The sequence below is a fragment of the Methylobacterium sp. Gmos1 genome (genome assembly GCF_053764715.1).
Map to the genome: position 1 here is coordinate 85,590 of NZ_JBSNCC010000009.1, position 25,627 is coordinate 111,216.

23 protein-coding genes are annotated in these 25,627 nt (G+C 71.8%); 15 read left to right on the forward strand and 8 right to left on the reverse strand.

Annotated features, from left to right (window positions below):
- On the forward strand, positions 1-603 hold the full coding sequence (locus ACS5PV_RS18430; protein ID WP_455396794.1) for an SOUL family heme-binding protein: 603 nt from the start codon (positions 1-3) through the stop codon (positions 601-603).
- 333 nt (positions 604-936) lie between these two features.
- Here the strand turns inward: ACS5PV_RS18430 and ACS5PV_RS18435 are convergent, their stop codons facing one another.
- From ACS5PV_RS18435 to ACS5PV_RS18470, 8 genes are all read right to left on the reverse strand, one after another.
- Positions 937-2,499, reverse strand: coding sequence for a cytochrome c (locus ACS5PV_RS18435; RefSeq protein ID WP_455396795.1), 1,563 nt, complete (start codon positions 2,497-2,499; stop codon positions 937-939).
- Between the two features lie 18 nt (positions 2,500-2,517).
- On the reverse strand, positions 2,518-2,787 hold the full coding sequence (locus ACS5PV_RS18440; protein WP_455396796.1) for a hypothetical protein: 270 nt from the start codon (positions 2,785-2,787) through the stop codon (positions 2,518-2,520).
- Positions 2,788-3,033: 246 nt separating this feature from the next.
- The gene (locus ACS5PV_RS18445; RefSeq protein ID WP_455396797.1) at positions 3,034-3,522 is read right to left on the reverse strand and encodes a TspO/MBR family protein; all 489 of its coding nucleotides are present in this window, start codon (positions 3,520-3,522) and stop codon (positions 3,034-3,036) included.
- The gene (locus tag ACS5PV_RS18450) at positions 3,519-4,700 is read right to left on the reverse strand and encodes a geranylgeranyl diphosphate reductase (protein ID WP_455396798.1); all 1,182 of its coding nucleotides are present in this window, start codon (positions 4,698-4,700) and stop codon (positions 3,519-3,521) included. The genes ACS5PV_RS18445 and ACS5PV_RS18450 overlap by 4 nt, the downstream gene beginning before the upstream one ends.
- 46 nt (positions 4,701-4,746) lie before the next feature.
- The gene (locus tag ACS5PV_RS18455; RefSeq protein ID WP_455396799.1) at positions 4,747-6,078 is read right to left on the reverse strand and encodes a BCD family MFS transporter; all 1,332 of its coding nucleotides are present in this window, start codon (positions 6,076-6,078) and stop codon (positions 4,747-4,749) included.
- Entirely contained in the window at positions 6,075-6,989 is a 915-nt protein-coding gene (gene chlG / locus ACS5PV_RS18460; RefSeq protein ID WP_455396800.1) for a chlorophyll synthase ChlG, read from the reverse strand. The genes ACS5PV_RS18455 and chlG overlap by 4 nt, the downstream gene beginning before the upstream one ends.
- Positions 6,990-7,135: 146 nt before the next feature.
- Entirely contained in the window at positions 7,136-8,551 is a 1,416-nt protein-coding gene (gene ppsR / locus ACS5PV_RS18465) for a transcriptional regulator PpsR (RefSeq protein WP_455396801.1), read from the reverse strand.
- Positions 8,552-8,631: 80 nt separating this feature from the next.
- Positions 8,632-9,432 carry a cobalamin B12-binding domain-containing protein gene (locus tag ACS5PV_RS18470; protein WP_455396802.1) on the reverse strand — a complete coding sequence of 267 codons (801 nt, stop codon included), beginning with the start codon at positions 9,430-9,432 and terminating at the stop codon, positions 8,632-8,634.
- A 358-nt stretch (positions 9,433-9,790) separates the two neighbouring features.
- On the opposite strand from ACS5PV_RS18470, the gene bchF reads away from it, so the two are divergent.
- The 14 genes from bchF to hemA all read left to right on the forward strand — a co-directional run bounded on the left by bchF (position 9,791) and on the right by hemA (position 25,210).
- Entirely contained in the window at positions 9,791-10,282 is a 492-nt protein-coding gene (gene bchF / locus ACS5PV_RS18475) for a 2-vinyl bacteriochlorophyllide hydratase (RefSeq protein WP_455396803.1), read from the forward strand.
- Positions 10,279-11,565, forward strand: coding sequence for a ferredoxin:protochlorophyllide reductase (ATP-dependent) subunit N (locus tag ACS5PV_RS18480; RefSeq protein ID WP_455396804.1), 1,287 nt, complete (start codon positions 10,279-10,281; stop codon positions 11,563-11,565). The genes bchF and ACS5PV_RS18480 overlap by 4 nt, the downstream gene beginning before the upstream one ends.
- 4 nt (positions 11,566-11,569) lie before the next feature.
- Positions 11,570-13,126, forward strand: a complete 1,557-nt coding sequence (gene bchB / locus ACS5PV_RS18485) for a ferredoxin:protochlorophyllide reductase (ATP-dependent) subunit B (RefSeq protein ID WP_455396805.1) — start codon at positions 11,570-11,572, stop codon at positions 13,124-13,126.
- A complete protein-coding gene (locus ACS5PV_RS18490) occupies positions 13,101-16,817 on the forward strand; it encodes a magnesium chelatase subunit H (protein WP_455396806.1) in 3,717 nt (1,238 codons plus the stop codon). Before bchB ends, ACS5PV_RS18490 begins: the two co-directional genes overlap by 26 nt.
- The gene (bchL, locus tag ACS5PV_RS18495) at positions 16,814-17,707 is read left to right on the forward strand and encodes a ferredoxin:protochlorophyllide reductase (ATP-dependent) iron-sulfur ATP-binding protein (protein WP_455396807.1); all 894 of its coding nucleotides are present in this window, start codon (positions 16,814-16,816) and stop codon (positions 17,705-17,707) included. Before ACS5PV_RS18490 ends, bchL begins: the two co-directional genes overlap by 4 nt.
- Entirely contained in the window at positions 17,707-18,408 is a 702-nt protein-coding gene (gene bchM / locus ACS5PV_RS18500; protein WP_455396808.1) for a magnesium protoporphyrin IX methyltransferase, read from the forward strand. Before bchL ends, bchM begins: the two co-directional genes overlap by 1 nt.
- On the forward strand, positions 18,405-19,811 hold the full coding sequence (locus ACS5PV_RS18505) for an MFS transporter (protein ID WP_455396809.1): 1,407 nt from the start codon (positions 18,405-18,407) through the stop codon (positions 19,809-19,811). Before bchM ends, ACS5PV_RS18505 begins: the two co-directional genes overlap by 4 nt.
- Before the next feature lie 12 nt (positions 19,812-19,823).
- Complete coding sequence (gene puhA, locus ACS5PV_RS18510) at positions 19,824-20,615, forward strand: photosynthetic reaction center subunit H (protein ID WP_455396810.1); 792 nt, start codon at positions 19,824-19,826, stop codon at positions 20,613-20,615.
- Positions 20,612-21,235 (forward strand): photosynthetic complex putative assembly protein PuhB, encoded by a 624-nt coding sequence (puhB, locus tag ACS5PV_RS18515; RefSeq protein ID WP_455396811.1) that lies wholly within the window; start codon positions 20,612-20,614, stop codon positions 21,233-21,235. Before puhA ends, puhB begins: the two co-directional genes overlap by 4 nt.
- Positions 21,236-21,345: 110 nt before the next feature.
- Positions 21,346-21,810, forward strand: coding sequence for a photosynthetic complex assembly protein PuhC (gene puhC / locus ACS5PV_RS18520; protein WP_455396812.1), 465 nt, complete (start codon positions 21,346-21,348; stop codon positions 21,808-21,810).
- A complete protein-coding gene (locus ACS5PV_RS18525) occupies positions 21,810-22,109 on the forward strand; it encodes a hypothetical protein (RefSeq protein ID WP_455396813.1) in 300 nt (99 codons plus the stop codon). The genes puhC and ACS5PV_RS18525 overlap by 1 nt, the downstream gene beginning before the upstream one ends.
- Positions 22,106-23,167 carry a magnesium-protoporphyrin IX monomethyl ester (oxidative) cyclase gene (gene acsF, locus ACS5PV_RS18530; protein WP_455396814.1) on the forward strand — a complete coding sequence of 354 codons (1,062 nt, stop codon included), beginning with the start codon at positions 22,106-22,108 and terminating at the stop codon, positions 23,165-23,167. The genes ACS5PV_RS18525 and acsF overlap by 4 nt, the downstream gene beginning before the upstream one ends.
- 7 nt (positions 23,168-23,174) lie before the next feature.
- Positions 23,175-23,951 carry a putative photosynthetic complex assembly protein PuhE gene (gene puhE / locus ACS5PV_RS18535; RefSeq protein ID WP_455396815.1) on the forward strand — a complete coding sequence of 259 codons (777 nt, stop codon included), beginning with the start codon at positions 23,175-23,177 and terminating at the stop codon, positions 23,949-23,951.
- Positions 23,952-23,998: 47 nt separating this feature from the next.
- Positions 23,999-25,210 carry a 5-aminolevulinate synthase gene (hemA, locus tag ACS5PV_RS18540; RefSeq protein ID WP_455396816.1) on the forward strand — a complete coding sequence of 404 codons (1,212 nt, stop codon included), beginning with the start codon at positions 23,999-24,001 and terminating at the stop codon, positions 25,208-25,210.
- Positions 25,211-25,627: the final 417 nt, after the last annotated feature.

The window sequence follows — 25,627 nt, forward strand, 5'->3', positions numbered from 1 at the left end:
ATGGACAAGATTCTCTATTACGCCGTCACGCTGGTCGAATCGGTGCTGGGCGTGTTCGGAATCCGCTCGTTCTACGACCAGCCCCGCTACGCGGTGGTCGAGCGGCTCGACCGCGGCGTCGAGATCCGGGCCTACGAGCCGCGCGTGGCGGTCGAGACCGACGCGCGCGGCCAGGGCGACGGCGAGGCGTTCGGACGGTTGTTCCGCTACATCACCGGGGCGAACCGGGCCGGCGACCGCATCGCCATGACCGCACCCGTCGAGGCCGGCGGCCGGCGCATCGCCATGACGGTGCCGGTGGAGCAGGGGACGAGCGGCACGATGCGGTTCTTCCTCCCGCACGCGGTCGCGGCCGCCGGCGCGCCGCCGCCGACCGAGCCCGGCGTTCGCCTCGTCGAGGTGCCGGCGGAGCGGATCGCGGCGCTCCGGTTCTCCGGCCGCATCACGCCGGAGGCCCGGGCCGAGCAGGAGCGCGTCCTGGCCGAGGTGCTGCGGGCCGCCGGCAAGGCTCCGGCCGCGCCGCCCTTCTTCATGGGCTACGACCCGCCCTTCGCGCTCCCCTTCCTGCGGCGCAACGAGGTGGCGGTGCGGCTCGGCGGATGATCGTCGCGAGCGACGGTCGCGCGGGAGCCCGACAGGAGTAAGCGGACCGAGGTGAAATCCTCGATGTCGTCCCGGGGCCGCTCACCGGAATTCGGGGTCCGAAGCCGCCGCGGTCGACGAACGACGTGGATCCGTTCCGCCTCTGACTGGATCGCCGGCGGTCATGGATCCCGGATTCTCGACTTCGTCGAGCCTCGGGATGACGGACAGGGAATGCTCCATCGGCCAACTGCATCCCGATCGGGCACGCCACGCTACGGCCGCCCCCCTTATGCGAGGACCGACGACGGAGCGTGGAGGGATGGGGAAGACCCATCCCCCCCCTCGTGCCGCTTACTTCTCGGCCCGGCTCGGGCTCTTCAGCTGCCCGTAGACCACGCCCGAGAAGCTGCCGATCGTCGTCGGCCAGTCGAGCCCGGTATTGTTGTGGTCGGCGACTTGGCAGAAGGTGGCGGTCAACCCGTTGACGAGTTCGGCCGAGCTCGCCTGCGGGGCGGCCTGGCGCAAAGCCGGGAGCAGGGTGGCGACGCGGGGCAGCATCTGCTCGGCCTTCAAGTCCTTGAGCTGGCCCGCCGCATCCGTCGTTTTCAGCGCCTCGGCGAGGGTCGGGTTCGAGACGGTCTCGCAGGGCGCGTTGCCGGCGAGCATCGTCTGGGTCTCCTTGCGCAGGGACGCGACCTGGCCGGGCTCGGCGGTCGGCGGGGCCTGGTTGCCGAAGGTCTGGCGAACGTAGTTCGTGACGTTGGCGATCTCCGCGTCGGTCATGCCGACGCCGACCGCCGGCATCGCCGCGTACTCGCCCTTGGCGTCGAGGCCGCCGAGGATCACCCGGATCACCGTCTCCGGGCCCTTGGCCAGCACCGCGCCGTTGCCGGCGAGCGGCGGGATCGCGCCCGGCATGCCCTGGCCGTCCGGCCGGTGGCAGGCGACGCAGCGGTTGAGGTAGGTGTCGGCACCCGGCGCCGCGGAGGCCGACTTGAAGTCGGACTTCACGTCGGGCGTGTAGGTCGGCTTGGGCGCCAGCGTCTTGAGGTAGACCGCGATGGCGCGCACGTCCGAATCGGACATCTTGCTCAGGCTCTCCTCGATCACCTGGCGCATCGGCCCGGCGACGACGCCGGCGCGGCCCGGGGCGGCGCCGGTCTTGAGGTAGGTCGTGAGCTGGTCCTCGCTCCACTTGCCGAGGCCCTGGTTGTCGTCGCCCGACAGGTTCGGGGCGTACCAGCCGTCGATCGTGCCGCCCTCGAGGTAGCCGCTCCACTGCGAGGCGCCGACGAGCTTGCTGCCGTTATGGCAGGCGCCGCAATGGCCCGGGCCCTCGACGAGGTAGGCGCCGCGATTGACCTCCTCGCTCGCCTTCGGGTCGGGCTTGAAGCGGCCCTCCGTGAAGAAGGCGAGGCGCCAGGCGAGCAGCCCCTCGCGGATGCTGAACGGGAAGGCGATGTCGGTGGGTTTGCGCGGCGCGTTCACCGGCTCGAGCGAGAACAGGTAGGCCTTGATCGCCCCGACATCCTCGTCGGACAGGCGGGTGTACCAGGGGAACGGGAAAGCCGGGTAGAGGTAGCTGCCGTTCTTGGTGATGCCCTGGTGCATCGCCTTTTTGAAGTCGTCGTCGCTCCAGTTGCCGATGCCGGTCTCCTTGTCCGGGGTGATGTTCGGCGTCGCGAGCTTGCCGATGCCGCCCGGGAAGTTGATGTAGAGGCCGCCCGCATAGGGCTTGCCTCCCGGCGCGGTGTGGCAGGCGACGCAGTCGCCGGCCGTCGCGAGATAGCGGCCCTTCTCGACGAGGTCGGAGGAGGCGGGTTGGGCCAGCGCCGTGCCGGCCGCGAGGGCGAGCGCGCCGGAACCGAGCAGGGCGGTGAGCGTGCGACGACGGGTGACGGGCTGGCGGCGCATTGACGGGTCCTCCGGGAGTTAGTGGGCGGCGGAGCGCAGCCGCAGCCAGAGATCGGCGACATGGGCGGCGCCCGCCCCCGCGAGGGCGGCGGCGAGCCAGAATCCGGATGCGCCCGCGAGCACGGCGCGCAGGGCCACCATCAGGCAGGCGCCCGAGGCGAGATTGACGAGGAGCGCCCCCCGTCCCGGCCCGCCCCGGCGGCGGCGCAGGACGAGCCAGACCGCCTCCGCGGCGACGATCAGCAGCGCGGCGTCGACGATGTGGCGGCTGGCGAGGAAGTCCGTCACGCGTCAATCCTCCTGACCGCGTCGAGGATGCGCAGTCGATCGGGGAGATCACCCAGCAGACGAGGGAGTCCAGTTCTGCAAACACGGGACATAGGGTGGCGGTCGCCGAAATCGCCCCACGGTTCACGATGTCGCATCTGCGGTAATCCGGACTCAAACGATCGAATTTTTCGCGATCCGAGCAATGGGTCCGGTACTGGACCGATCGGATCTGCGCCGAACGCGGCGGATGCTGCGTGAGGCGGATCAGAACGGCCCGTTCAGCCGCACGATCGACCAGTTGAGCGTCGCGGCGATGCCGACCCAGACGAAGTAGGGCACGAGGAGCAGCGCCCCGAGGCCGGTCTGCCGCCCGACCACCAGGATCAGCACCGCCACCGAGAGCCACAGGGCCACCACCTCGACCAGCGCCCAGTCCGGCCGCTGCAGCCGGAAGAACACGCCGCTCCAGGCGATGTTGAGGATCCCGTTCACCGCGAAGGCCGTCAGCAGCCAGAACCGCTCGGACCCCTCCGGCGCCGCGTTCCACGCCAGCACCCCGGCGATGGCGGCCAGCGTGAAGATCGTGGTCCAGACCGGGCCGAACGCCCAGTCGGGCGGCTTCCAGGACGGCACCTGCAGGCTGCGGTACCAGGGGCCGAGAGTCGTGAGCCAGGCGCCCGCGCCCGCCACCACGATGGCCGAGAGAGCCGCCACCAGGATCGGGCCCCAGCGCCCCCCGAGTGCCTCGATCACGGCGAAACCCAGCGGAACAGGTGGGCGAGGTCCTTGAAGAAGATCCGCGCATGTGCCGCGGGCTTGGCGCGCACCAGCTCCTTGTTCATGTAGGCGTCCCAGGTGAGCGACTGCACGTCGGGGTCGCGGCAGATGCTGACGAAGCGCTCGCGCAAGCCGTCGTTGCGGTACCAGACGCCCTGCATCAGCCGCAGGATCCAGAACACCCGTCCATGGGTCTTGAGGAAGCGGCGCCGCGCCTGCGCCAGCGCCCGGGCGTTGCCGGTGGCGAGGAAGTCGTGCGCGGCCTCGGCGGCGAGCCGCCCGCCGAACATCGCGTAGTAGATGCCCTCGCCCGAGGCCGGGGCGACGAGGCCGGCGGCGTCGCCGGTGAGCAGCACGTCGCGGCCGTTGTCGAAGCGGGCGAGCGGCTTGAGCGGCAGCGGCGCGCCCTCGCGGCGAAGGGTCTCGCCGAGGTCGAGCCCGGTCGCGGCGCGAAGCCGCCCGACTGCGCCGCGCAGCGAGAACCCTTTACGGGCGCTGCCGGTGCCGATGCTGAGCGTGTCGCCGTGCGGGAAGATCCAGGCGTAGAAGTCCGGCGAGAGGACGCCCTGGTAGTAGACGTCGCAGCGCGTCGCCTCGACGGCGCCGCCGGCGGGCGGCGTGCGCACGATCTCGTGGTAGGCGAAGACCTGCCGCATTCGGGCGTGAGCCGGGATCTCCTGGCGCCCGACCGCCGAGTTGGCGCCGTCCGCCCCGATGACGAGGCGAGTGCGGATCGTCTGCTCGCCGCCCTCCGCGCCCCTATAGTGGACCGTGACCGAGCCGTCGCCCGGCCGCGTGAGGCGCAGGTAGGTGCCGGTGACCCGCTCGGCGCCGGCGAGCGCCGCGCGCACCCGCAGCCACTCGTCGAACGGCCCGCGATCGACCATGCCGACGAAGCCCTCGCCGACCGGCATGTCGACCGCGCGGTCCCGGGGCGAGACCATGCGGGCGGAGCGGATCCGGGCCACCAGCAGGTCGTCGGGAATGGCGAAGTCGCGGATCAGGCGGGGCGGGATCGCGCCGCCGCAGGGCTTGATGCGCCCGGCCCGGTCGAGCAGCACGACCCGGCGCCCGAGCCGCGCGAGATCGGTGGCCGCCGTCGCCCCGGCCGGTCCCCCTCCCACCACCACCGCGTCGACGATACCCTCGTCCATGGCCGTGCCTCCGGGTTGTCCGGGCCGGTTCCGGCCGGAATTATTTTTAGATCGCGTGCCGCACCGACAGCACCACCGCCCGCGCATCCCGCTCCGGCCGACCGATCCGCCAGGCCAGCCCCGCGGCGACCAGGAACAGCGCCGCCTCCGTGACGAACACCGCCGCGTAGGCCGGCACCACGGTGCCGAAGGCGAGCCGGGCGAGGTCCACCCCCGCCGCACCGAGGAAGCCGCCGAGCCCGAAGGCGATGCCTTGCGCGGCGCCCCACACCCCCATGCGCGTGCCGTGGCGGCTCTCGCCGTCGGGGGCGCCGCCGCTGCCGGCGAGCGCCATCATCTGGCCGATCGCCGCCACCGCGAAGATGCCGTTGAACAGGCCGAGCCCGACGACGCATGTCCGCAGCGGAACGTCGGGCCCGGCATAGCCGCAGGCCGCGATGGCCGCGAGCGCGGCGGCCGAGCCGAGGCAGCCGGTGACGGTCCACAGCCGCAGGGACGCGAAGGCCCTGCTTCCGTTGGCGGTGACGAAGGCGACGAAGACCATGCCGGCGAGCACGCCGCCGTTCTGGAGACCCGAGAGCTTGGTGGTGGCGCCCGGCGACAGGGCGAAGACGAGGCCGGCGAAGGGTTCGAGGATCAGTTCCTGCGCGCTGTAGGCGAGCATCGCCAGGAAGACGAACACCGTGAAACGGCGCGCTTCCGGCTCGGCCCAGACCTCGGCGAGCACCTTGGCGAAGGGCCGTGCCGACGGGGCCTCGGCGGGAGCGGGAGCCCGCGCCGGCTCGACGCCCCACAGGGCCGCCAGCGCCACCAGGAAGGCGATCAGCGACACGCCGCTCGACACCGCGACGAGGCGGGAGCCGGAGAACGGATCGAGCAGGTGCCCGGCGGTCGGCGCGGTGACGACGAAGCCGGCGATCATCATGATCCACACGATCGTCGCCGCGGCACCCCGGCGGTGCGGCGCGACGCCGGTGGAGAGCAGCACCAGGAGCGAGGTGCCGGCCGCCCCGACCCCGATGCCGACGGCGAGGAAGGACACCACGAGAAGGCAGAAGCCCGCCGCCGGATGACCGGCGACGAGCGCCGTGCCGAGGGCGGCACCCGCGCCGCCGAGCGCCAGGAGGGCCATGCCGCCGACGATCCAGGGCGTGCGGCGCCGCCCGAGATCCGAGCCGTAGCCCCAGCGCGGGCGCAGGACCTGCACCGCGTAGTGCAGGGCCACCAGGCCGCCGGGCAGGGCGGCGGGCAGGGCCAGCTCCACCACCATCACGCGGTTGAGGGTCGAGGTGATGAGCACCACGATGGCGCCGAGCGCGGTCTGAACGAGGCCGAGGCGCACGATGGTGCCCCAGCCGAAGGAGCTCTGGCCGCTCATGCGAGGCCCCCGTGCAGGGCGAGCGCCGCGGTGAGCATGCCGAGGACGTAGAGCAGCGTGCCGGTGCCGTTGTACCAGGCGGCGTGGGCGTGCGGATCGCCGAGGAAGCGGCGCATCAGCAGGCCCTGGCCGGCGAGCAAGGCGGCAACGAGGGCGGCGTGCCAGGGCGCGCCCCAGGAGAGCAGCAGGGCCACCACCACGGCCTGCGGCGCCGCCATGACCAGGCAGGCGAGGCGGGCGGCGCGGGCGGCGCCGAGCTGGACCGGGAGCGAGCGGATGCCCGTGCGCCGGTCGCCCTCCATCGACTTGAAGTCGTTGAGCGTCATGATGCCATGCGCCCCGAGGCTGTAGAGGAGGGCGAGCGCGATGATCCGCCCGTCCGGCAGCGCGCTCCCCATCACGGCGGCGCCGGTGAACCAGGGCAGACCCTCGTAGCAGAGGCCGCACGCCGCGTTGCCCCACCAGCCGTCGCGCTTCAGCCGCACTGGCGGCGCGCTGTAGAGCCAGGCGAGGGCGAGCCCGAAGACGGCGGCACCGAGCACGAACGGCCCGAGCAGGGCGGCGACCGCGAGCGACAGGAGCGTCCAGGCTAGCGCCACGTACAGGCCCCAGCGGCCGGGGATGCGGCCCGACGGGATCGGGCGCTGCGGCTCGTTGATGGCGTCGACGTGCCGGTCGAACCAGTCGTTCGCCGCCTGGCTGGTGGCGCAGACGAGGGGCCCGGCGAGCAGGATGCCGGCGACGACGACCGGCCAGCGTCCTTGGACCGGGCCGCCCGATGAGACCACCCCGCAGGCGAAGGCCCACATCGGGGCGAACCACGTGATCGGCTTGAGCAGTTCGAGAATCGCCCGCGGCACCGGTCCCGCCGGGGGCGCGATCAGGGGCTTGGTCAGGGGCTCGGTCGTCATGCCGAGAGGGTGGGACGGACGCGGGAGAGTGTCAAGCGAGCTTTACACTCGTGACCGCCCTGTCGCGAATTCGTGCGCGATCCTATCGGACGCTTCGGGTCATCTCGGCGTGAGATGACCCGCGGGACCGGCCCCGGCCGCCCGCGTCACTCCGCGCCGTCCTCCGCCTCTTCCGATCCGTCGAGGTCGCCGAGGCCGTAGCGGCGCATCTTGGCGTAGAAGCCCTGCCGGCTGAGGCCCAGCATCTCGGCCGCCGAGGCGCGGTTGTCGTGGGTGATGCGAAGCGCCGCCTCGATGCACAGGCGCTCGATCAGGTCGGTGGTCTCGCGCACCAGCGCCTTCATCGAGACCCGCCCGACGAGCTCGGTCATGTGCTCGACCGAGCGCGGCAATTCGCGCCCGCCCGGCGCCGCGGCGGCGACGCGGCGGGGCAGGGTGCGCAGGGTGAAGCCGAAGCACGGCCGCTCGCCCCCCGGCACCGAGACCGCCGCGACCTCGACCTCGTCGAGCGCGCCGAACTCGCCGCGCACCACGGTGGCGAAGTGGCGCACCGAGCCGTGCTCGGCGAGCGTGGTGTAGAGCGCCGCGACCTCGGTGCCCTCGCGCCCGAGCCAGCGGTCGAGCGATTCGCCCTTGGCCTGGTGCTCGGTGGCGAGCTGAGCGAGGTCGAGGAAGGCGGCGTTGGCGCCGATGATGCGCCGGTCGCGGTCGGTGACGACGAAGCCCTCGGGCATCGCCTCGATCACCTCGAGCGCGCCCGAGCGCGCCGCCGCCGGCTGCGGCGCCGGGGCGTTGACGGCGGAGAGGCGCACCAGGATGTTCATCCCGGCCTCCTCGCGAAACAGCGTGGCGGCGACCCGCGCCTCGCCGCGTCGCTGCGCGAGGCGGGCAGTCAGGTCCTCGGCCTGGCCGGTGAGGCGCAGGCCCACCAGCAGCGCCTGGACGGCGCGGGCGCCCTCCGGCTCGAACAGGTCGACGAGGTCGCGCCCGACGATGCGCTTGACCGCCCGGCCGAGGAGGCGGGCGGCGGCCGGGTTGAGCTCGGTGACGCGGCGCGTGCCGGCATCGACGATCAGGATCGGCTCGCCGGCGAGCTGGAACAGCACCCGGTAGCGGGTCTCGGCGCTGCGCAGGCGGGCGTAGTCGCGCTCCAGCGCCTGCTGCGATTCGGTCAGGCGCTGCTGCAAGGTCGAGAGCGCCCGCAGGTCCCGGCCGATCACGATGATGCGGTCGTCGTCGGGCACGCGGAGCGCCGCGTAGCGGATCGGCACGTCGGCCCCCCCTTGCGCGGAGGGGTGGTTGACCTGGCGCCAGCGGGTGACGGCGCCGGGGGCGGCGTCCTCGATCAGGCTCAGGACCTTCGGCCGGCTCTCGACCGTCACGGTGTCGATCCAGCGCCGGCCGAGCCAGCGGTCGCCGGTCTCCTCGGACAGGTCGTCGGCCGCGAAGGCGGCGTCGCGGATCACGCCGTCGCCGTCGACGACGAGGGACACGTCGCTGGCGGCAGCGACGAGGCTGCCCGTCATCCGGGGATCGAGGCGGGAGACGGCGTCTCGCAGCACCGCGAACGATTCCTTCGCAGCAGGGCTCAGGGGTCTGTTCAAGGGTCACCAACACACGCCGACCGCATCGAACAGGTCTTTCAGCAGGCTCTAATCCGTAGATCAAGCAAGCTTTGTACGATTCCCGGCGCATCGCGGGCGTCGTCGACAGCCGCGTCGGCGCCGACGAGGCGGATCCGGTCGGGCCGGTCGTGGAAGGCGGGCCCTCCGACCATCACCCGCAGGTCGCGGTTGCGCGAGGCGCGTCGCAGCACCGGGACCGCCGCGACCAGCCGGTCGAGGCAGACGTCGCAGGAGAGCGACAGGCCGATCACGTCGAACCACTCGGCGCGCAGGCGCTCGGTCGCGTCGGCGAGGTGGGCGTCGAAGCTCGTCGTCACCTCCCAGCCGGCCTCGGCGAGGAAGTGGGCCGCGAGCGTCAGCCCGAAGGTGTGGGTCTCCCCCGGGGCCGGCACCAGCAGGACCCGCCGGCTCGCCGGATCGACCGGCTGCGGATCGAGGAAGAGCGTCTCGAGGTCATGGACGAGGCGGCGCAGCCGCGCCATCGCGGTCGTCACCTGGACGAAGTCGCAGACGTCCTCCTCCCACAGCCGGCCGATATGCCGGGCGGTGGGGGCGAGGAGGCCGGTCAGCACCTCCTCGAGGCTCATCCCGTCCTCGATCAGGCGGCGGACCTCCGCCAGCACGTCGCGGTCCTCGCGCAGCAGCAGCAGCGCGCCGAGGCTGCCAATGTCGTCGGCGCCGCTCAGGCGCGCGGGAAGACGGTGCAACGGCCGCTCGTTGCGGTGGGCGAGCATCAGCCGGGGAATGATCTCGGCCTCGACGACCTGGGCGAGATCGTCCCGCCAGCGGACCTGCCGATGTACTCCCCCGGAGTTCAAGTCGAGGGTAGATCGTTCACGAAACGCCCGGTCGCGACGGCCAGGCCTGTCGTCGGGCAAGGTACCGGACTGTGATTGATCTCCCACCGGCACCTCCCCGATGCTCAGGAAAATCGGGTTGTTTCGACGTTGTGTCGGGTTTTCTACGTTGGGAGCGCCGATCTGGGAGCGGCGTTATCCGGATCCATTCCAGGATACATGGCCTGCGCCGCGCTGCAAGGCGCATTCGCGACCGGCTCCCCGGAATGTCATCGGAGGTAACTGTCAACTTAGGTTGACACTCCGCCGCCGCCGGCCCTAGGCTTCCCTCCATCGGCATCCGCGGCCAACGCGGGTCGGACAGGTGAGGGCAGGCGCGATGGCGACGTCCACGGACCGGCCGTTTCTCTACAGCGAGGCCGAGCGCCGGCGCCGGGACGCCTCGCCCTGGACCCTGGTCCAGGGCGTGCTGGCCCCGCTCCAGTTCGCGATCTTCCTCGTCAGCCTCGCCCTGGTCTCGCGCACGCTCGCGACCGGGGAGGGGGTGGCGCTCGCCAACGCCTCGGTGATCGCCAAGACCCTCGCGCTCTACGCGATCATGGTGACCGGCTCCCTGTGGGAGAAGGCGGTGTTCGGGCGCTACCTGTTCGCTCCGGCCTTCTACTGGGAGGACGTGGTCAGCATGGGGGTGCTGGCGCTCCACACCGCCTACCTCGTCGCGCTCATGACCGGCGCGCTCGGCACCGCCGGGCTGATGCTGCTGGCGCTCTCGGCCTACGCCGCCTACCTCGTCAATGCCGGCCAGTTCCTGCTCAAGCTGCGCGCCGCGCGCTTGCAGGCGCCGGCCTACGCCGTGGGGGTCGCGCGATGACGGCGCTCGCTGCCCCCCTCCCATCCGCGGTTCCGTGCGGCCAAGAGTTCGGCCCTCTGATCCGCCACGAGCGCGGCCAGCGGGCGGTGTTCTGCGGGCTCACCGGCATCGTCTGGCTGCACCGCAAGATCCAGGACGCGTTCTTCCTCGTCGTCGGCTCGCGCACCTGCGCCCACCTGATCCAGTCGGCCGCCGGTGTGATGATCTTCGCCGAGCCGCGCTTTGCCACCGCGATCATCGAGGAGCGGGATCTGGCCGGCCTCGCCGACGCGCACGAGGAGCTGGACCGCGTCGTGCGCCGCCTGCTGGAGCGCCGGCCCGACATCAAGCTCCTGTTCCTCGTCGGCTCGTGCCCGTCGGAGGTGATCAAGCTCGATCTTGCCCGCGCCGCGACGCGGCTCTCGGGCACGTTCGCCCCGGACGTGCGGGTGCTGAGCTATTCCGGCAGCGGCATCGAGACGACCTTCACGCAGGGCGAGGATGCCTGCCTCGCCGCCCTGGTGCCCGATCTGCCGCGGGGGACCGACGAGTCGCTCCTCGTCGTCGGGGCGCTCGCCGACGTGGTCGAGGACCAGTTCTCGCGGCTGTTCGCCGATCTCGGTATCGCCGACGTGCGCTTCCTGCCCGGGCGCCGCGCGGCGGACCGGGCGCCGGTCGGCCCGAACACCCGCTACATCCTCGCCCAGCCCTTCCTCACCGACACGGCGCGCACGCTCGAGAACCGGGGCGCGACCCGCATCCCGGCGCCGTTCCCGCTCGGGGCCGAGGGCACGACCCTGTGGCTGGCCGCCGCCGCCCGCGCCTTCGGGATCCCGCCCGCCCGCGTCGTCGCGGCGACGGAGGCCGGCCGGGCCCGGGCCGCGCGGGCGCTCCAGGCCCACCGCGCGAGCCTGTCCGGCCGCCGGGTGTTCTTCTTCCCCGATTCGCAGCTCGAAGTGCCGCTCGCCCGCTTCCTGTCGCGGGAGATGGACGCCGCGCTGATCGAGGTCGGCACGCCCTATCTCCATCGCGGCCACCTCGCCGAAGATCTGGCGCTGCTCCCCGACGGCACGGTGGTGACGGAAGGGCAGAGCCTCGACGACCAGCTCGACCGCTGCCGGGCCGCCCGGCCCGACCTCACGGTCTGCGGGCTCGGCCTCGCCAATCCGCTGGAGGCCGAGGACCTCGCGACCAAGTGGTCGATCGAGCTCCTGTTCACCCCGATTCAGGGCTACGAGCAGGCCGGCGACCTCGCCGGGCTGTTCACCCGCCCCCTCGCGCGCCGCGCGCGGCTGGAGGGCTAGAGCGATGCAGCTCACGCTCTGGACCTACGAGGGCCCGCCCCATATCGGCGCGATGCGGGTCGCCACCGCGATGCGCGGCCTGCACTACGTGCTGCACGCGCCGCAGGGCGACACCTACGCCGACCTGCTCTTCACCATGATCGAGCGGCACGGCGCCCGCCCGCCGGTGACCTACACGACATTCCAGGCCCGCGACCTCGGCTCCGACACCGCCGAGATCTTCAAGCAGGCGGTCGCCGCCGCCTACGAGCGCTTCCGCCCCCAGGCGATGATCGTCGGCGCCTCCTGCACCGCCGAGCTGCTCCAGGATGATCCGGCCGGGCTGTCGCGGGCGCTCGGCCTGCCGATCCCGGTGATCCCGCTGGAGCTGCCCGCCTACCAGAAGAAGGAGAACTGGGGGGCGTCGGAGACCTTCTACCGCCTCGTGCGGACGCTCGTCGGCCCGCGCACCGACGCGGCCCGAATCCAGGGCAGCTGCAACATCCTCGGGCCGACCTCGCTGGGATTCCGGCACCGCGACGACCTGCGCGAGGTGCGCGGGCTCCTCGGCGAGCTCGGCATCGCTGTCAACGTGGTGGCGCCGCTCGGCGCGACGCCGGCCGATCTCGAGCGCTTGGGGCAAGCCGCCTTCAACGTCGTGCTCTACCCGGAGGTGGCGCGCAGCGCCGCGCAGTGGCTGGAGCGCACCCACGGCCAGCCCTTCGTCGAGACGACGCCGATCGGGGTCAGGGGCACGACCGCCTTCGTCGAGGCGGTGGCGGGCTTGGCCGGCGTCGATCCGGCACCGGTCCTCCAGGCTGAGGGCTCGCGCCTGCCCTGGTACTCGCGCTCGGTCGATTCGACGTACCTGACGGGCAAGCGGGTCTTCGTCTTCGGCGATGCCACCCACGTGGTCGCGGCGGCGCGGGTCGCTTCGCGCGAGATCGGATTCAACGTCGTCGGGCTCGGCACCTACTCGCGCGAATTCGCCCGCGAGGTGCGCGCCGAGGCCGCCGCCCACGGCATCGAGGCGCTGATCACCGACGACTACCTCGCGGTCGAGGCGGCGATCGCGGCGGCGCAGCCGGAACTGGTGCTCGGCACCCAGATGGAGCGCCACATCGCGAAACGGCTCGGCGTCCCCTGCGCGGTGATCTCGGCGCCGATGCACGTCCAGGACGTGCCGGCCCGCCACGCGCCGCAGATGGGCTTCGAGGGCGCCAACGTTCTGTTCGACACCTTCGTCCACCCGCTGATGATGGGGCTGGAGGAACACCTGCTGGCGATGTTCCGGGACGATCCGGAATTCCATGACGGCGTAGCCCCTTCACATCTCGGCGTCGCGCCTTCGCATCTCGGCGGCAGGCCGCGGGAGGAGGAGGCCGGGACCATCGTCGCGGCACCCGCCACCGCCGTCGCGCCGGTGGTCTGGTCGATCGAGGCCGAGCGCGAGCTGAAGAAGGTGCCGTTCTTCGTGCGGGGCAAGGCCCGCCACAACACCGAACGCTTCGCCCGCGAGCGGGCGCTCCCGCTCATCACCGTCGAGACCCTGTACGATGCCAAAGCGCATTTCAGCCGGTGACGCGCTGCCGGCGCTGCCGGAGCTGCGCGTCGTCATCGTCACCCTCGACAACCACCTCGCGGGGGCGGTGGAGCGGGCGCGCCGGGAGCTGGCGAGGACGGCTCCGGCGCTCGTCCTCGGCTTCCACGCCGCCGCCGAGTGGGAGACCGATCCGTCGGCGCTCGAGGCCTGCCGGGCCGACATCGCGCGGGCCGACATCGTGCTCTCGGCGATGCTGTTCATGGATGAGCACGTCCGGGCGGTGCTGCCGGCGCTGCTCGAACGCCGCCCGCATTGCGACGCGATGGTGGGCTGCCTCTCGGCGTCCGAGGTGGTGCGCACCACCCGGATGAACCGCTTCGCCATGGACGGTTCGCAGCGCGGCGCGCTCGACTTTTTAAAGCGCCTGCGCGGCAAGTCGGGGCCGGGCGGGGCGCAAGGGAACGGCGCGCGCCAGATGGCGCTGATCCGCCAGATCCCCCGGATCCTGCGCTTCATCCCGGGCTCGGCCCAGGACGTGCGGGCCTACTTCCTCACCCTGCAATACTGGCTCGCCGGCTCGGACGAGAACGTCGTCAACCTGGTGCGCTTCCTCGCCGGCCGCTACGCAGCCGGTGAGCGGTCCGCCTGGCGCCGCCACCTCTCGGCCGCTGAGCCGCTGGCCTATCCGGAGACCGGCCTCTACCACCCGCGCATCCCCGAGCGGGTCACCGAGCGGCTCGACAAGCTGCCGGCCGCCGGTCCCGCGGGTCGCGTCGGCCTCCTGCTGATGCGGTCCTACGTGCTCGCCGGCAACACCGCCCACTACGACGGGGTGATCGCGGCGTTGGAGGCGCGTGGCCTCAGCGTCGTGCCGGCCTTCGCCAGCGGGCTCGACAACCGCCCAGCGGTCGAAAAATTCTTCCTGCGCGACGGCCGGCCGGCGATCGACGCGCTGGTCTCGCTCACCGGCTTCTCCCTCGTCGGCGGCCCGGCCTACAACGACGCGGCCGCCGCGAGCGCGATGCTGGCGCGCCTCGACGTGCCCTACCTCGCCGCGCAAGCCGTCGAGTTCCAGAGCCTGGAGCAGTGGGAGGCTTCCGCCCGCGGCCTGTCGCCGGTCGAGGCGACCATGATGGTGGCGATCCCGGAACTGGATGGCGCCACCGCCCCGATGGTGTTCGGGGGCCGCGCGGCAGGCGTGGGCGATTCCCGCGACATGGCGGTGCACCCTGAGCGCGCCGCGCGGCTCGCCGACCGGGTGGCGCGCCTCGTCGCCCTGCGCTTCCGTGCGCGCGCCGAGCGCAAGGTCGCGGTGGTCCTGTTCAACTTCCCGCCGAATGCGGGTGCCACCGGCACCGCCGCCTTCCTGTCGGTGTGGGAATCGCTCCACCGCGTGCTCCTGGGGCTGAAGGCGGACGGCTACACCGTCGAGGTGCCCGACACCGTCGATGCCCTGCGGGCCCGGGTGCTGGAGGGCAACGCCGCCCGCTACGGCACGCCCGCCAACGTCGCCCACCGCATCTCGGCCGACGAGCACGTGCGGCGCGAGGCCCACCTCGCCGAGATCGAGGCGCAATGGGGCCCGGCGCCCGGCCGCCACCAGAGCGACGGCGGCGGGATCCTGGTGCTTGGGGCCCACTTCGACAACGTCTTCGTCGGGGTGCAGCCCGCCTTCGGCTACGAGGGCGACCCGATGCGCCTGCTGTTCGAGCAGGGCTTCTCGCCGACCCACGCCTTCTCGGCCTTCTACCGCTACCTGCGCGAGGATTTTCGCGCCGACGCCGTCCTGCATTTCGGCACCCACGGCGCGCTCGAATTCATGCCCGGCAAGCAGACCGGGCTCTCGGCCGCCTGCTGGCCCGAGCGGCTGGTCGGCGCGCTGCCCAATATCTACCTCTACGCCGCCAACAACCCGTCAGAAGGCACGCTTGCCAAGCGCCGCGCCGCGGCGACGCTGGTGAGCTACCTGACCCCGAGCCTCGCCCAGGCCGGGCTCTATCGCGGGCTCATCGACCTCAAGGCCTCGCTGGAGCGCCGCCGCGCCCTGCCGCCGGAGGACGCGGCCGAGCGGGCCAAACTCGCGATCCTCATCCACGGCCAGGCGCTCGGCCTCGACCTCGCCGAGGGCGAGGAGTGGGGCGAGGACGCGGAGCAGCGTATCGCCGCGCTGTCGGTCCGGCTCGTCGAGCTCGAACACACGCTGATCCCGCACGGGCTGCACGTGGTCGGGCAGGGCACGCCGGCCGAGGAGCGGATCGACCTGCTCCTCGCGCTCGCCGAATCGGTCCATGGGCTGACACCGGAGCGCGCCGGCATCGCGCGACTGGTCGGGGGCGCCGCAGCGGAAGACGCGGTCGCGGCCTCGGGGCTCCCGGCCGACGACGCGACGCTCGCGGCCTTCCGGGCGCTCGCCGAGACCGACCGGCTGCTCGCCGAGGACCACGAGATCCTAGGCCTGCTGCGCGCCCTCGACGGCCGCTTCGTCGCCCCGGTCGCCGGCGGCGACGTGCTGCGCTCGCCCGCGATCCTGCCGACGGGGCGCAACCTGCACGGCTTCGATCCCTACCGGATCCCGAGCGCCTTCGCGCTCGCCGACGGTCGCGCCCAGGTGGAAAAGCTGCTCGCCCGGCACGCGGCCGATGGCGGCGCCTATCCGGAGAGCATCGCGCTCGTACTGTGGGGCAGCGACAACCTGAAGAGCGAGGGCGCGCCCGTCGCCCAGGCTCTCGCGCTGATGGGCGCGATGCCGCGCTTCGACGGCTACGGCCGGCTCTGCGGCGCGGTGCTGATCCCGCTCGAAGACCTCGGCCGTCCGCGCATCGACGTCGTCGCGACGCTCTCGGGCATTTTTCGCGATCTCTTGCCGCTCCAGACCAAGTTGCTCGCGGAAGCCGCCTACCTCGCCGCCACCGCCGACGAGCCGGAGGCCCTGAACTTCGTGCGCAAGCACGCGCTGGCCCACCAGGCGGCGCAAGGGGTCGACATCGAGACCGCGGCGCTCCGGGTCTTCAGCAACGCGGAAGGAGCCTACGGCGCCAACCTCAACCACCTCGTCGATTCCGGGCGCTGGGAGGACGAGGCCGAGCTGTGCGAGACCTTCTCGCGCCGCAAGAGCTTTGCCTATGGCCGCACCGGCAAGCCGGAACCCCGCCGCGCCCTGATGCAGGCGGTGCTGGCAGGCGTCGACCTCGCCTACCAGAACCTCGATTCGGTCGAGGTCGGGGTGACGAGCGTCGACCACTATTTCGACGGGCTCGGCGGCATGGCCCGGGCCGTGGCGAAGGCCCGGGGCACCTCGGTGCCGGTCTATATCAGCGACCAGACCCGCGGCGAGGGCCGGGTGCGCTCGCTCTCCGAGCAGGTCGCGCTCGAGACCCGCACCCGCATGCTCAACCCGAAATGGGTCGAGGGGATGCTGGGCCACGGCTACGAGGGCGTGCGCCAGATCGACCAGCACCTCACCAATACGGTGGGCTGGTCGGCCACCACCGACGGGGTCGCGCCCTGGATCTACCAGCGCATCACCGAGACCTACGTCCTCGACGAGGTCATGCGCGAGCGCATGGCGGCGCTCAATCCCGCCGCCTCGGCCAAGGTCGCCCACCGCCTGATCGAGGCGCATCGGCGCGGCTTCTGGACCCCCGATCCCGAGACCCGTGCCGCCCTCGACCGGGCCGAGGAGGCCCTGGAGGATCGGCTGGAAGGCATCACCGCGGAGGCTGCCGCATGAATATCGCGATCCGAAACCCCGTCGCCGCGCGGCGAGAAGAGGGGAGCCTCCAGGTCGCCCTCGATCCGGACATCCGCATCGAGACCGCCAAGGTCTTCGCCGTCTACGGCAAGGGCGGCATCGGCAAGAGCACGACCTCATCGAACCTCTCGGTCGCGTTCTCGAAGCTCGGCAAACGGGTGCTCCAGATCGGCTGCGACCCGAAGCACGATTCGACCTTCACGCTGACGAAGCGCCTCGCCCCCACCGTCATCGATGCCCTGGAGGCGGTGCAGTTCCACTCGGAGGAGCTGCGCGTCGAGGACTTCGTCGTCGAGGGCTATAACGGCGTGCGCTGCGTCGAGGCGGGGGGACCGCCCGCCGGCACAGGCTGCGGCGGCTACGTCGTCGGCCAGACGGTGAAGCTCCTCAAGGAGCATCACCTGCTCGAAGACACCGACGTGGTGATCTTCGACGTGCTCGGCGACGTGGTCTGCGGCGGCTTCGCCTCGCCGCTCCAGCACGCCGACCGGGCGCTGATCGTGACGGCGAACGACTTCGACTCGATCTTCGCGATGAACCGCATCGTCGCGGCGATCCACGCCAAGTCGAAGAATTACGGCGTGCGCCTAGGGGGCGTCATCGCCAACCGCTCGGCCAGGACCGACGAGATCGACCGCTTCAACGACGCGGTCGGCCTGAAGCGCCTGGCGCATTTCCAGGATCTTGACGTGGTGCGCCGCTCGCGCCTGAAGAAGGCGACGCTCTTCGAGATGGATCCCTCGCCGGAACTGCTGGCGGTGCAGGCCGAGTACCTGCAACTCGCCGAGCAGCTCTGGGCTGGCGTCGACCCGCTCCCGGCGGTGCCGATGAAGGACCGCGACCTGTTCGAGTTCCTGGGCTTCGACTGATGACCAGCTCCACCTACGCCACCCGCCGGGCCCAGCTCGAAACCTACTTCGACCGCACCGCCGTCGAGGCCTGGGCGCGGCTGACCTCCGATGCGCCGGTGAGCCGCATCCGCGCCACCGTGCGGGCCGGCCGCGACGCGATGCGGGCCGAGCTCCTGTCCTGGCTGCCCGCCGACCTCACCGGGCGGCGCCTGCTCGATGCCGGCTGCGGCACCGGAGCGCTCGCCGTCGAGGCGGCGCGGCGCGGCGCCGAGGTCGTCGCGGTCGACGTCTCGCCGACGCTGATCGCGCTGGCCCGCGAGCGCACCGCGAGCTTGCGGCTCGCCGGCGGCCTCGACTTCCAGGTCGGCGACATGCTCGACGAGGGACTGGGGCGCTTCGACCACGTCGTCGCGATGGATTCGCTGATCCATTACCGCACGCCCGACATCGTCCGGGCGCTGGCGGCGCTCGCCCGCCGCACCGAGGCGTCGGTCCTGTTCACGGTCGCGCCGCGCACGCCGCTGCTCACGGTCATGCACGCCGCCGGCCGCCTCTTTCCCCGCGGCGACCGGGCGCCGGCGATCGAGCCGGTGGGCGAGGGCTCGCTTCGCCGCCGCATCGCGGCGGATCCGGTCCTGGCGTCCTTCACGCTGGCTCGCAGCCGCCGGGTCAATTCCGGCTTCTACCTCTCGAACGCCCTGGAGCTGGCGCGCCGATGAGCACGGCCCACCGCCTCGCCCGGGCGCTCGCCGAGCTCGGGCCCCGCTACCTGCCCTTCGCGGATGCCGCGACCGCCGAGCTGCCGCTCGGCCGGCTCATGCGCCTGTCGCTGTTCCAGGTCACGGTCGGGATGGCGGCGGTGCTGCTGATCGGCACCCTCAACCGGGTGATGATCGTCGAGCTCGACGTGCCGGCCTGGATCGTCGCCGTGATGCTGGCGCTGCCGCTGCTCGCCGCCCCGTTCCGGGCGCTGGTGGGCTTTCGCTCCGACAACCACCGCTCGGTGCTGGGCTGGAAGCGGGTGCCCTACCTGTGGTTCGGCACGCTCCTGCAGTTCGGCGGCTTCGCCATCATGCCGTTCGCGCTCCTGATCCTGTCCGGCGACACGACCGGGCCGATCGTCATCGGGCAAGCCGCGGCGGCTTTGGCCTTCGTGCTGGTCGGCGCAGGGCTCCACACCACGCAGACCGTCGGGCTCGCGCTCGCCACCGACCTCGCGCCGGCGCATGCCCGCCCGAAGGTGGTGGCGCTGCTCTGCGCCATGCTGCTCGCCGGCATGATGGCGAGCGCGGTGGTGTTCGGGCTGGCCCTGCACAGCTTCTCGGCCATTCGCCTGATCCAGGTGATCCAGGGCGCGGCGCTCGCGACGCTGATCCTCAACGGCATCGCCCTGTGGAAGCAGGAGCCGCGCGACACCTCCCGCAAGGCGGAGGCGCCCCGCCGCTTCGGCGACGCCTGGCAGGCCTACACCGCCCAGCCGCAGGCGCGCCGGCGCCTGATCGCCACCGGGCTCGGCACCGCGGGGTTCAGCATGCAGGACATCCTGCTCGAACCGTATGGCGGCCAGATCCTGCACCTGCCGGTCGCCGCCACGACCGCGCTCACCGCGGTGCTCGCGGTCGGCGGCGGAGCGGGGCTTCTCACCGCGGCGCGCTGGCTCAATCGCGGCGGCGATCCGTTCCGGGTCGCGGCGGCGGGCGCCGTCGTCGGCATCGCGGCCTTCTCGGCGGTGGTCTTCGCCGCGCCCCTCGGCTCGGGCAGTCTCTTCGCCTGCGGCGTCGCGCTGATCGGCGTCGGCGGCGGCCTGTTCGCCCACGGCACGCTCACCGCCTCGATGGCCGGTGCCCAGCCGGAGCAGACCGGGCTCGCCCTCGGCGCCTGGGGCGCGGTCCAGGCCTGCGCCGCCGGCGGGGCCATCGCGGCGAGCGGGATCCTGCGCGACCTCGGCTCGGCGCTCGCGGTCTCGGGCCGCCTCGGCGAGGCCCTGTCCGAGGCCTCCACCGGCTACCTCGTCGTCTACCACATCGAGATCGGGCTCCTGTTCGCCACCCTGGTGGCGATCGGGCCGCTGGTGCGCCGGCCCGGTCGCGCCCCGCTCTCCGCCCGTCCGGCCCTACCCTAGAAGGAGGCCATCATGCCCAAGGGTGCCCTCACAGGCTATCTCGACGTCGCGCAAGTGGTGCTCTACGCCTTCTGGATCTTCTTTGCCGGCCTCGTCTTCTACCTGCGCCGCGAGGACCGCCGCGAGGGCTATCCCCTCGAATCCGAGACCCATGGCGGCCTGAAGGGCTGGGACTGGCTGTTCCTGCCGTCACCCAAGACCTTCCTGCTCGCCGACGGCTCGACGGTGCTGGCGCCGCGCCCGCACGAGGGCCCGGTCGGAGAGCTCAAGGCCGTCAAGCTCGAGCCCTGGCCCGGCGCCCCGATCGTCCCGACCGCGACCGACGATTCGCGGCTCGCCGACGGCGTCGGCCCGGGCGCCTACGCTTTGCGCGCCGAGCGGCCCGACCTGACCTGGGAGGGCAAGACCCGCATCGTGCCGATGCGCGTCGCCGAGGAGTTCACGATCGCGGAGGCCGATCCCGATCCGCGCGGCATGCCGGTCTACGGCGCCGACGGGGTGCTCGCCGGCACGGTCACGGAGATCTGGGTCGACCGCGGCGAATCGCTGCCGCGCTACTACGAGATGGAGCTGGAGGGCGCCCGCGACCGCACCGTGCTGATCCCGGTGACCTTCGCGGACGTGAAGCGCTTCAGCCAGCACAAGAAGATCGTCGTCGCGGCCCTGCTCGCGCGCCAGTTCGCCGGGGTGCCGCAAGCCCGCGACCCCGACAGCATCACCCTGCGGGAGGAGGAGCGGGTCATCGCCTATTACGGCGCCGGCACGCTCTACGCCACCGACGACCGCCAGGAGCCGCTGCTGTGACGGACATTCTTCCCCACGGGCTTCCCGGCCCGCTGCCGAAGGGCGAGCGCCTGCTGTGGCAGGGCCGCCCGTCGCTCCTCAGCCTGGCGCGCCGCGCCTTCCACGTCGATCTCGTGGCGATCTATTTCGGTGGGCTCGCGCTCTACCAGGCGGTCTCGGCCGGGCGGGCCGCCGCGGCCTGGCCGGTGCTGCTCGCCGGCGCGCTGGCGCTGGCGATCCTGGTCCTCCTCGCCTGGGGCGCCTGCCGCACCACGGTCTACACCCTGACCGACCGGCGGCTGATGCTGCGCATCGGCATCGCGCTCCAGATGGACGTCAACCTGCCGCTGCGCGAGATCGAGGGCGCCGCCTTCCGGCGGCTCCGTGACGGCAGCGGCGACCTGCCGCTGGTGCTCAAGCCCGGCGTGCGGCTGGCCTACCTGCACCTCTGGCCGCATGCCCGGCCCTGGCGCCTGACCCGGCCCGAGCCGATGCTGCGCTGCGTGCCCGACGCCGAGGCGGTCGCCAAGCGCATCGCCGCGGCGCTCGCCGAGGCGAACGGCCAGCCCGTCCAGGCCCTGCCGCCGGCGCCCGAGACCGCCCCCGCCATGCCCGGCCGCCTCGCGGCGGCGGGCCACTAGAGCGCTTCACGATCGCACGGCAATCGCGAAGCGCTCCAGGTCTTTGATTTTGCAGTATTTCTTCGACGAACCGGCATCCACTTCGTCGGAGAATGCTCGAGGAGGCGACGATGGCGCAAAGTTCTTCGGCGCACGACATCCAGATCCCCCGGCCGCTCCTGCGCAACGCCGCCCTCCTCGTCGTCTTCTCGCTGGCGGCGGTGGCGGTCGGGCGGTTCGGCGGCGTCGGGGTCACGCAGATGCCGCCGGCCTCAGCCGTCCAGGTGCTCGACCTCGCGGTCGAGGACTGGCCGGACGGCCGGGTGGCCTTGCGCGACGCCGCGAACGGCCGCCTCGTCGCGGAGGTGCAGCCCGGCGAGGACGGGTTCCTGCGCGCGACCCTGCGGGTGATGGCCCAGGCGCGCCTGCGCGAGGGCCTGTCGCGCACCCCGCCGTTCCGGCTCACCCGGTGGGACAACGGCACGCTCTCGCTCGACGACGTCGCGACGGGCCGGCGGATCAACTTGGAGGCCTTCGGGCTCGGCAATGCAGCCGCCTTCGCGCGGCTGCTCGAACAGGGGAGGGGCGCATCGTGATGCACTGGTTGGGCGGTAAACGCCGCATCGAGGTGCCGTGCACGGTCGAGATCGAGCAGACGGCCGAGAGCCTGCACGCCCATGTCACGCTGGACGGCGGGCTTCTCATCGCTCCGGGCGACGAGGTCACGGTGCACGACGCGCCGACCTCCGTTCCCTACGGCGAGCGCATCGTGGTGCGCCGGCAGGCCACGGTGGTGCGCGCCGGCGCCGTCGAGCGCCTGTGGACCCGCATCGCGGGCCATTTCGAACTCACCGAACTCTACGAAGTCAGCTTCTCGGAAAGGACGCGGCTATGAGCGCGACGACCCTGAAGACCCCGAACGAGAGCACACAGTCGGCGCAGGCGACGACGTTCCTGAGCCCCCGCTTCTACACCACGAACTTCGAGGAGCTCGACCGCACGAACGTCGAGCCGGTGCGGGCCGAGTGGGACGTGCTTATCGCCGAGATGCGCCAGGACCCCAACAAGCGCCACTTCGTGCGCAATTCCGACTTCGACCTCGATCTCTCCGGCCTCGACCCGGAATTACGCAAGGAATTCCTCGACTTCCTGGTCTCGTCGATCACCGCCGAGTTCTCGGGCTGCGTGCTCTACGCCGAGATGCGCAAGCGCGCCAAGAACAAGGACATCCGCGAGCTGTTCGGCTTCATGAGCCGCGACGAGGCGCGGCATGCCGGCTTCATCAACGACACGCTGAAGGATTTCGGGGTCGGCATCGACCTCGGCTTCCTGACCAAGGCCAAGAAGTACACCCATTTCCGGCCGAAATTCATCTTCTACGCCACCTACCTGTCGGAGAAGATCGGCTACGCCCGCTACATCACGATCTTCCGCCACCTCGAGCGCCACCCGGACAAGCGCTTCCACCCGATCTTCAAGTGGTTCGAGAAGTGGTGCAACGACGAGTTCCGCCACGGCGAGGCGTTCGCGCTCCTGATGCGCGCCAACCCGAAGCTGCTCACCGGCGTCAACTACTACTGGATCAAGTTCTTCCTGCTCGCCGTGTTCTGCACGATGTACGTGCGCGACCAATGCCGGCCGGCCTTCCACAAGGCGCTCGGGGTCGACCCGAAGGAGTACGACTTCCAGGTCTTCGCCATCACCTCCGAGATCTCGCGCCAGGTCTTCCCGCTGACCCTCGACATCGACCATCCGGGCTTCCGGGCCGGGCTGGAGCGGCTCCTGTCGTGCGCCCGCGGGATCGAGGAGGCGAAGGCGCGCGGCGGGCTCGTCGGCAAGCTCCGGCACGCCGGCTACGTCGCCAAGGCGGCGCTCGCCTTCGGGCGGCTGATGGCGATGCCGGCCAAGGCCAACCCGATGCCCGCGCAGATCCGCCTCAGCCCCGCCTGGTAGCGCCCGCATGTCCGACTACGCCGCGCCGATCCTCTACGCCGTCGTGATCTGGTGGTTTCTGACCGGGGCGATCCTCTGGCTGAACCACCGGCCGCGCCGCACCCATGCCTGGAGCTTCGGCGCGACGACCGTGACGCTCTTCGGTGCGCTCTGGGTCATCGCCTGGAGCGCGACGCAGGAGAGCGAGGCGGGGGCCTACGCGGCCTTCACGGCGGCGCTGATTGTCTGGGGCTGGCAGGAGATGGCCTTCTACATGGGCTATGTCGCCGGCCCCCGGCGCACCCCGGGCGCGCCCACCGACCGGGGCCTCGCCCGCTTCGGCGCGGCCGCCGCGACCAACCTCTGGCACGAGGCGGCGATCATCCTCGGCTTCGCGGCCATCGCGTGGCTGACCGCGGGCTCTCCGAACCGGATGGCGCTGTGGACCTACCTGGTCTTGTGGGGGATGAACCTCAGCGCCCGGCTCAACCTGTTCCTCGGCGTGCGCAACCTCCACGCCGAGTTCCTGCCGGAGCACCTGCGCTATCTCGGCACCTTCTTTCGCCGCGCGCCGATGAACGCGCTGTTTCCGGTGGCGATGATCCTCGCCACCGGCTTCCTCCTGGTGCTCCTGCACCCCGCCGTCACCGAGAGCGCGTCCGCCTTCAAGCGCTCCGGCCACACCATGATGGCGACCCTGATGGCGCTCGCGATCCTGGAGCACGGCTTCCTGATGCTGCCGCTGCCGTCGGCCGCGCTCTGGGGCTGGGGGCTGCCGGCCCGGCGCCCCGACGCCGCTCCGTGACAGATGTGAAGAACACCACCAGAAAACACCGTACAAGGGGACGCGCGATGGACTACGAAGCCATGTTCTCCTCGGCCCTCCAGGGCCTGCACCGCGAGGGGCGCTACCGGATCTTCACCGACCTGGAGCGCCAGGCCGGCCGGTTCCCCTACGCCACCCAGCACGGCGCGCACGGCACCCGCGCGGTGACGGTGTGGTGCTCGAACGACTATCTCGGCATGGGCCAGCACCCGACGGTGACGGGGGCGATGCACGAGGCGATCGACCGCTGCGGCGCGGGGGCGGGGGGCACCCGCAACATCTCTGGCACCAACCACTACCACGTGCTCCTGGAGCAGGAACTCGCCGACCTGCACGCCAAGGAAGCGGCCCTCCTCTTCACCTCGGGCTACGTCTCGAACTGGGCCGGCCTCGGCACGCTCGCCTCGAAGCTGCCGGGCTGCGTGGTGTTCTCCGACGAGGGCAACCACGCCTCGATGATCGAGGGCATCCGCTCCAGCCGCGCCGAGCGCCATATCTTCCGCCACAACGATGCCGACGACCTCGACCGCAAGCTCCGCCTCGTCGACCCGAAGCTCCCGAAGCTCGTCGCCTTCGAATCGGTCTACTCGATGGACGGCGACATCGCGCCGATCGCCGAGTTGTGCGACGTGGCGGAAGCCCACGGCGCCATGACCTACCTCGACGAGGTCCACGCGGTCGGCCTCTACGGCCCGCGCGGCGGCGGCATCGCCGAGCGCGAGGGGCTGATGCACCGGCTCACCGTGATCGAGGGGACGCTCGGCAAGGCCTTCGCGGTCTCCGGCGGCTACATCGCGGCCTCCGCGGCGTTGTGCGACTTCGTGCGCAGCTTCGCCTCGGGCTTCATCTTCACGACCTCGCTGCCGCCGGCAATCGCGGCGGGCGCGGCGGCGAGCATCCGCCACCTCAAGGCGAGCGGTGTCGAGCGCGCCCGCCACCAGGACCGGGTCGCGGCGGTGCGCCGGCGGCTCTCGGCCATCGGCATCCCGCTCCTCGACAATCCGAGCCACATCGTGCCGGTGATGGTGGGCGATCCGGTGCAGTGCAAGCAGATCAGCGACACCCTGCTCGACGAGTTCGCGATCTACGTCCAGCCGATCAACTACCCCACCGTGCCCCGCGGCACCGAGCGCCTGCGCATCACCCCCTCGCCGCTGCACAGCGACGCCGACATCGATCACCTGGCGCTGGCGCTCGGGACGATCTGGGGACGGATCGGGCTGGCGCGGGCGGCCTAGCTCCAAATTCTCGCCCCTCTGCGCGAGGCCGTCCGGCGAAAGGAGAAGCGCGGGCTTCTACCCCTCCCCCTTCTGCGGGGGAGGGTGGCGAACGGAGTGAGCCGGGAGAGGGGAACCACGCTTCCGGATGAGGCGGAACCGCCCTGCTGGGCGCCCCCTAGACCAGCGTCGCGCTGCCCCTCTCCCGACCTCCGCTGACGCGGGGGCCACCCTCCCCCGCCGAGGGGGGAGGGCTCTTACGCGCGCCACCGTCGCGATCTTTTCCGATGAGGCGACCGGGTTGCCGTCACCCAAACCGATCGTCAATTTCATTAGACAATTTTGTCATCCCGGCCGATCCTGCCTCCACCTCCCTCCTCGAGGACGCGAACCGTGGCTCCCACCCACTCGGCCCTGTCCCGGCGGGCCCCCAAGCCG

Bases quoted from the DNA above. Each gene is read 5' to 3' on its own strand.
- ACS5PV_RS18430 (WP_455396794.1), top strand. From the start codon at position 1: ATGGACAAGATTCTCTATTACGCCGTCACGCTGGTCGAATCGGTGCTG.
- ACS5PV_RS18435 (WP_455396795.1), bottom strand. From the start codon at position 2,499: ATGCGCCGCCAGCCCGTCACCCGTCGTCGCACGCTCACCGCCCTGCTC.
- ACS5PV_RS18450 (WP_455396798.1), bottom strand. From the start codon at position 4,700: ATGGACGAGGGTATCGTCGACGCGGTGGTGGTGGGAGGGGGACCGGCC.
- ACS5PV_RS18455 (WP_455396799.1), bottom strand. From the start codon at position 6,078: ATGAGCGGCCAGAGCTCCTTCGGCTGGGGCACCATCGTGCGCCTCGGC.
- chlG (WP_455396800.1), bottom strand. From the start codon at position 6,989: ATGACGACCGAGCCCCTGACCAAGCCCCTGATCGCGCCCCCGGCGGGA.
- bchF (WP_455396803.1), top strand. From the start codon at position 9,791: ATGGCGACGTCCACGGACCGGCCGTTTCTCTACAGCGAGGCCGAGCGC.
- ACS5PV_RS18480 (WP_455396804.1), top strand. From the start codon at position 10,279: ATGACGGCGCTCGCTGCCCCCCTCCCATCCGCGGTTCCGTGCGGCCAA.
- bchB (WP_455396805.1), top strand. From the start codon at position 11,570: ATGCAGCTCACGCTCTGGACCTACGAGGGCCCGCCCCATATCGGCGCG.
- ACS5PV_RS18490 (WP_455396806.1), top strand. From the start codon at position 13,101: ATGCCAAAGCGCATTTCAGCCGGTGACGCGCTGCCGGCGCTGCCGGAG.
- bchL (WP_455396807.1), top strand. From the start codon at position 16,814: ATGAATATCGCGATCCGAAACCCCGTCGCCGCGCGGCGAGAAGAGGGG.
- bchM (WP_455396808.1), top strand. From the start codon at position 17,707: ATGACCAGCTCCACCTACGCCACCCGCCGGGCCCAGCTCGAAACCTAC.
- ACS5PV_RS18505 (WP_455396809.1), top strand. From the start codon at position 18,405: ATGAGCACGGCCCACCGCCTCGCCCGGGCGCTCGCCGAGCTCGGGCCC.
- puhA (WP_455396810.1), top strand. From the start codon at position 19,824: ATGCCCAAGGGTGCCCTCACAGGCTATCTCGACGTCGCGCAAGTGGTG.
- puhC (WP_455396812.1), top strand. From the start codon at position 21,346: ATGGCGCAAAGTTCTTCGGCGCACGACATCCAGATCCCCCGGCCGCTC.
- ACS5PV_RS18525 (WP_455396813.1), top strand. From the start codon at position 21,810: ATGCACTGGTTGGGCGGTAAACGCCGCATCGAGGTGCCGTGCACGGTC.
- acsF (WP_455396814.1), top strand. From the start codon at position 22,106: ATGAGCGCGACGACCCTGAAGACCCCGAACGAGAGCACACAGTCGGCG.
- puhE (WP_455396815.1), top strand. From the start codon at position 23,175: ATGTCCGACTACGCCGCGCCGATCCTCTACGCCGTCGTGATCTGGTGG.
- hemA (WP_455396816.1), top strand. From the start codon at position 23,999: ATGGACTACGAAGCCATGTTCTCCTCGGCCCTCCAGGGCCTGCACCGC.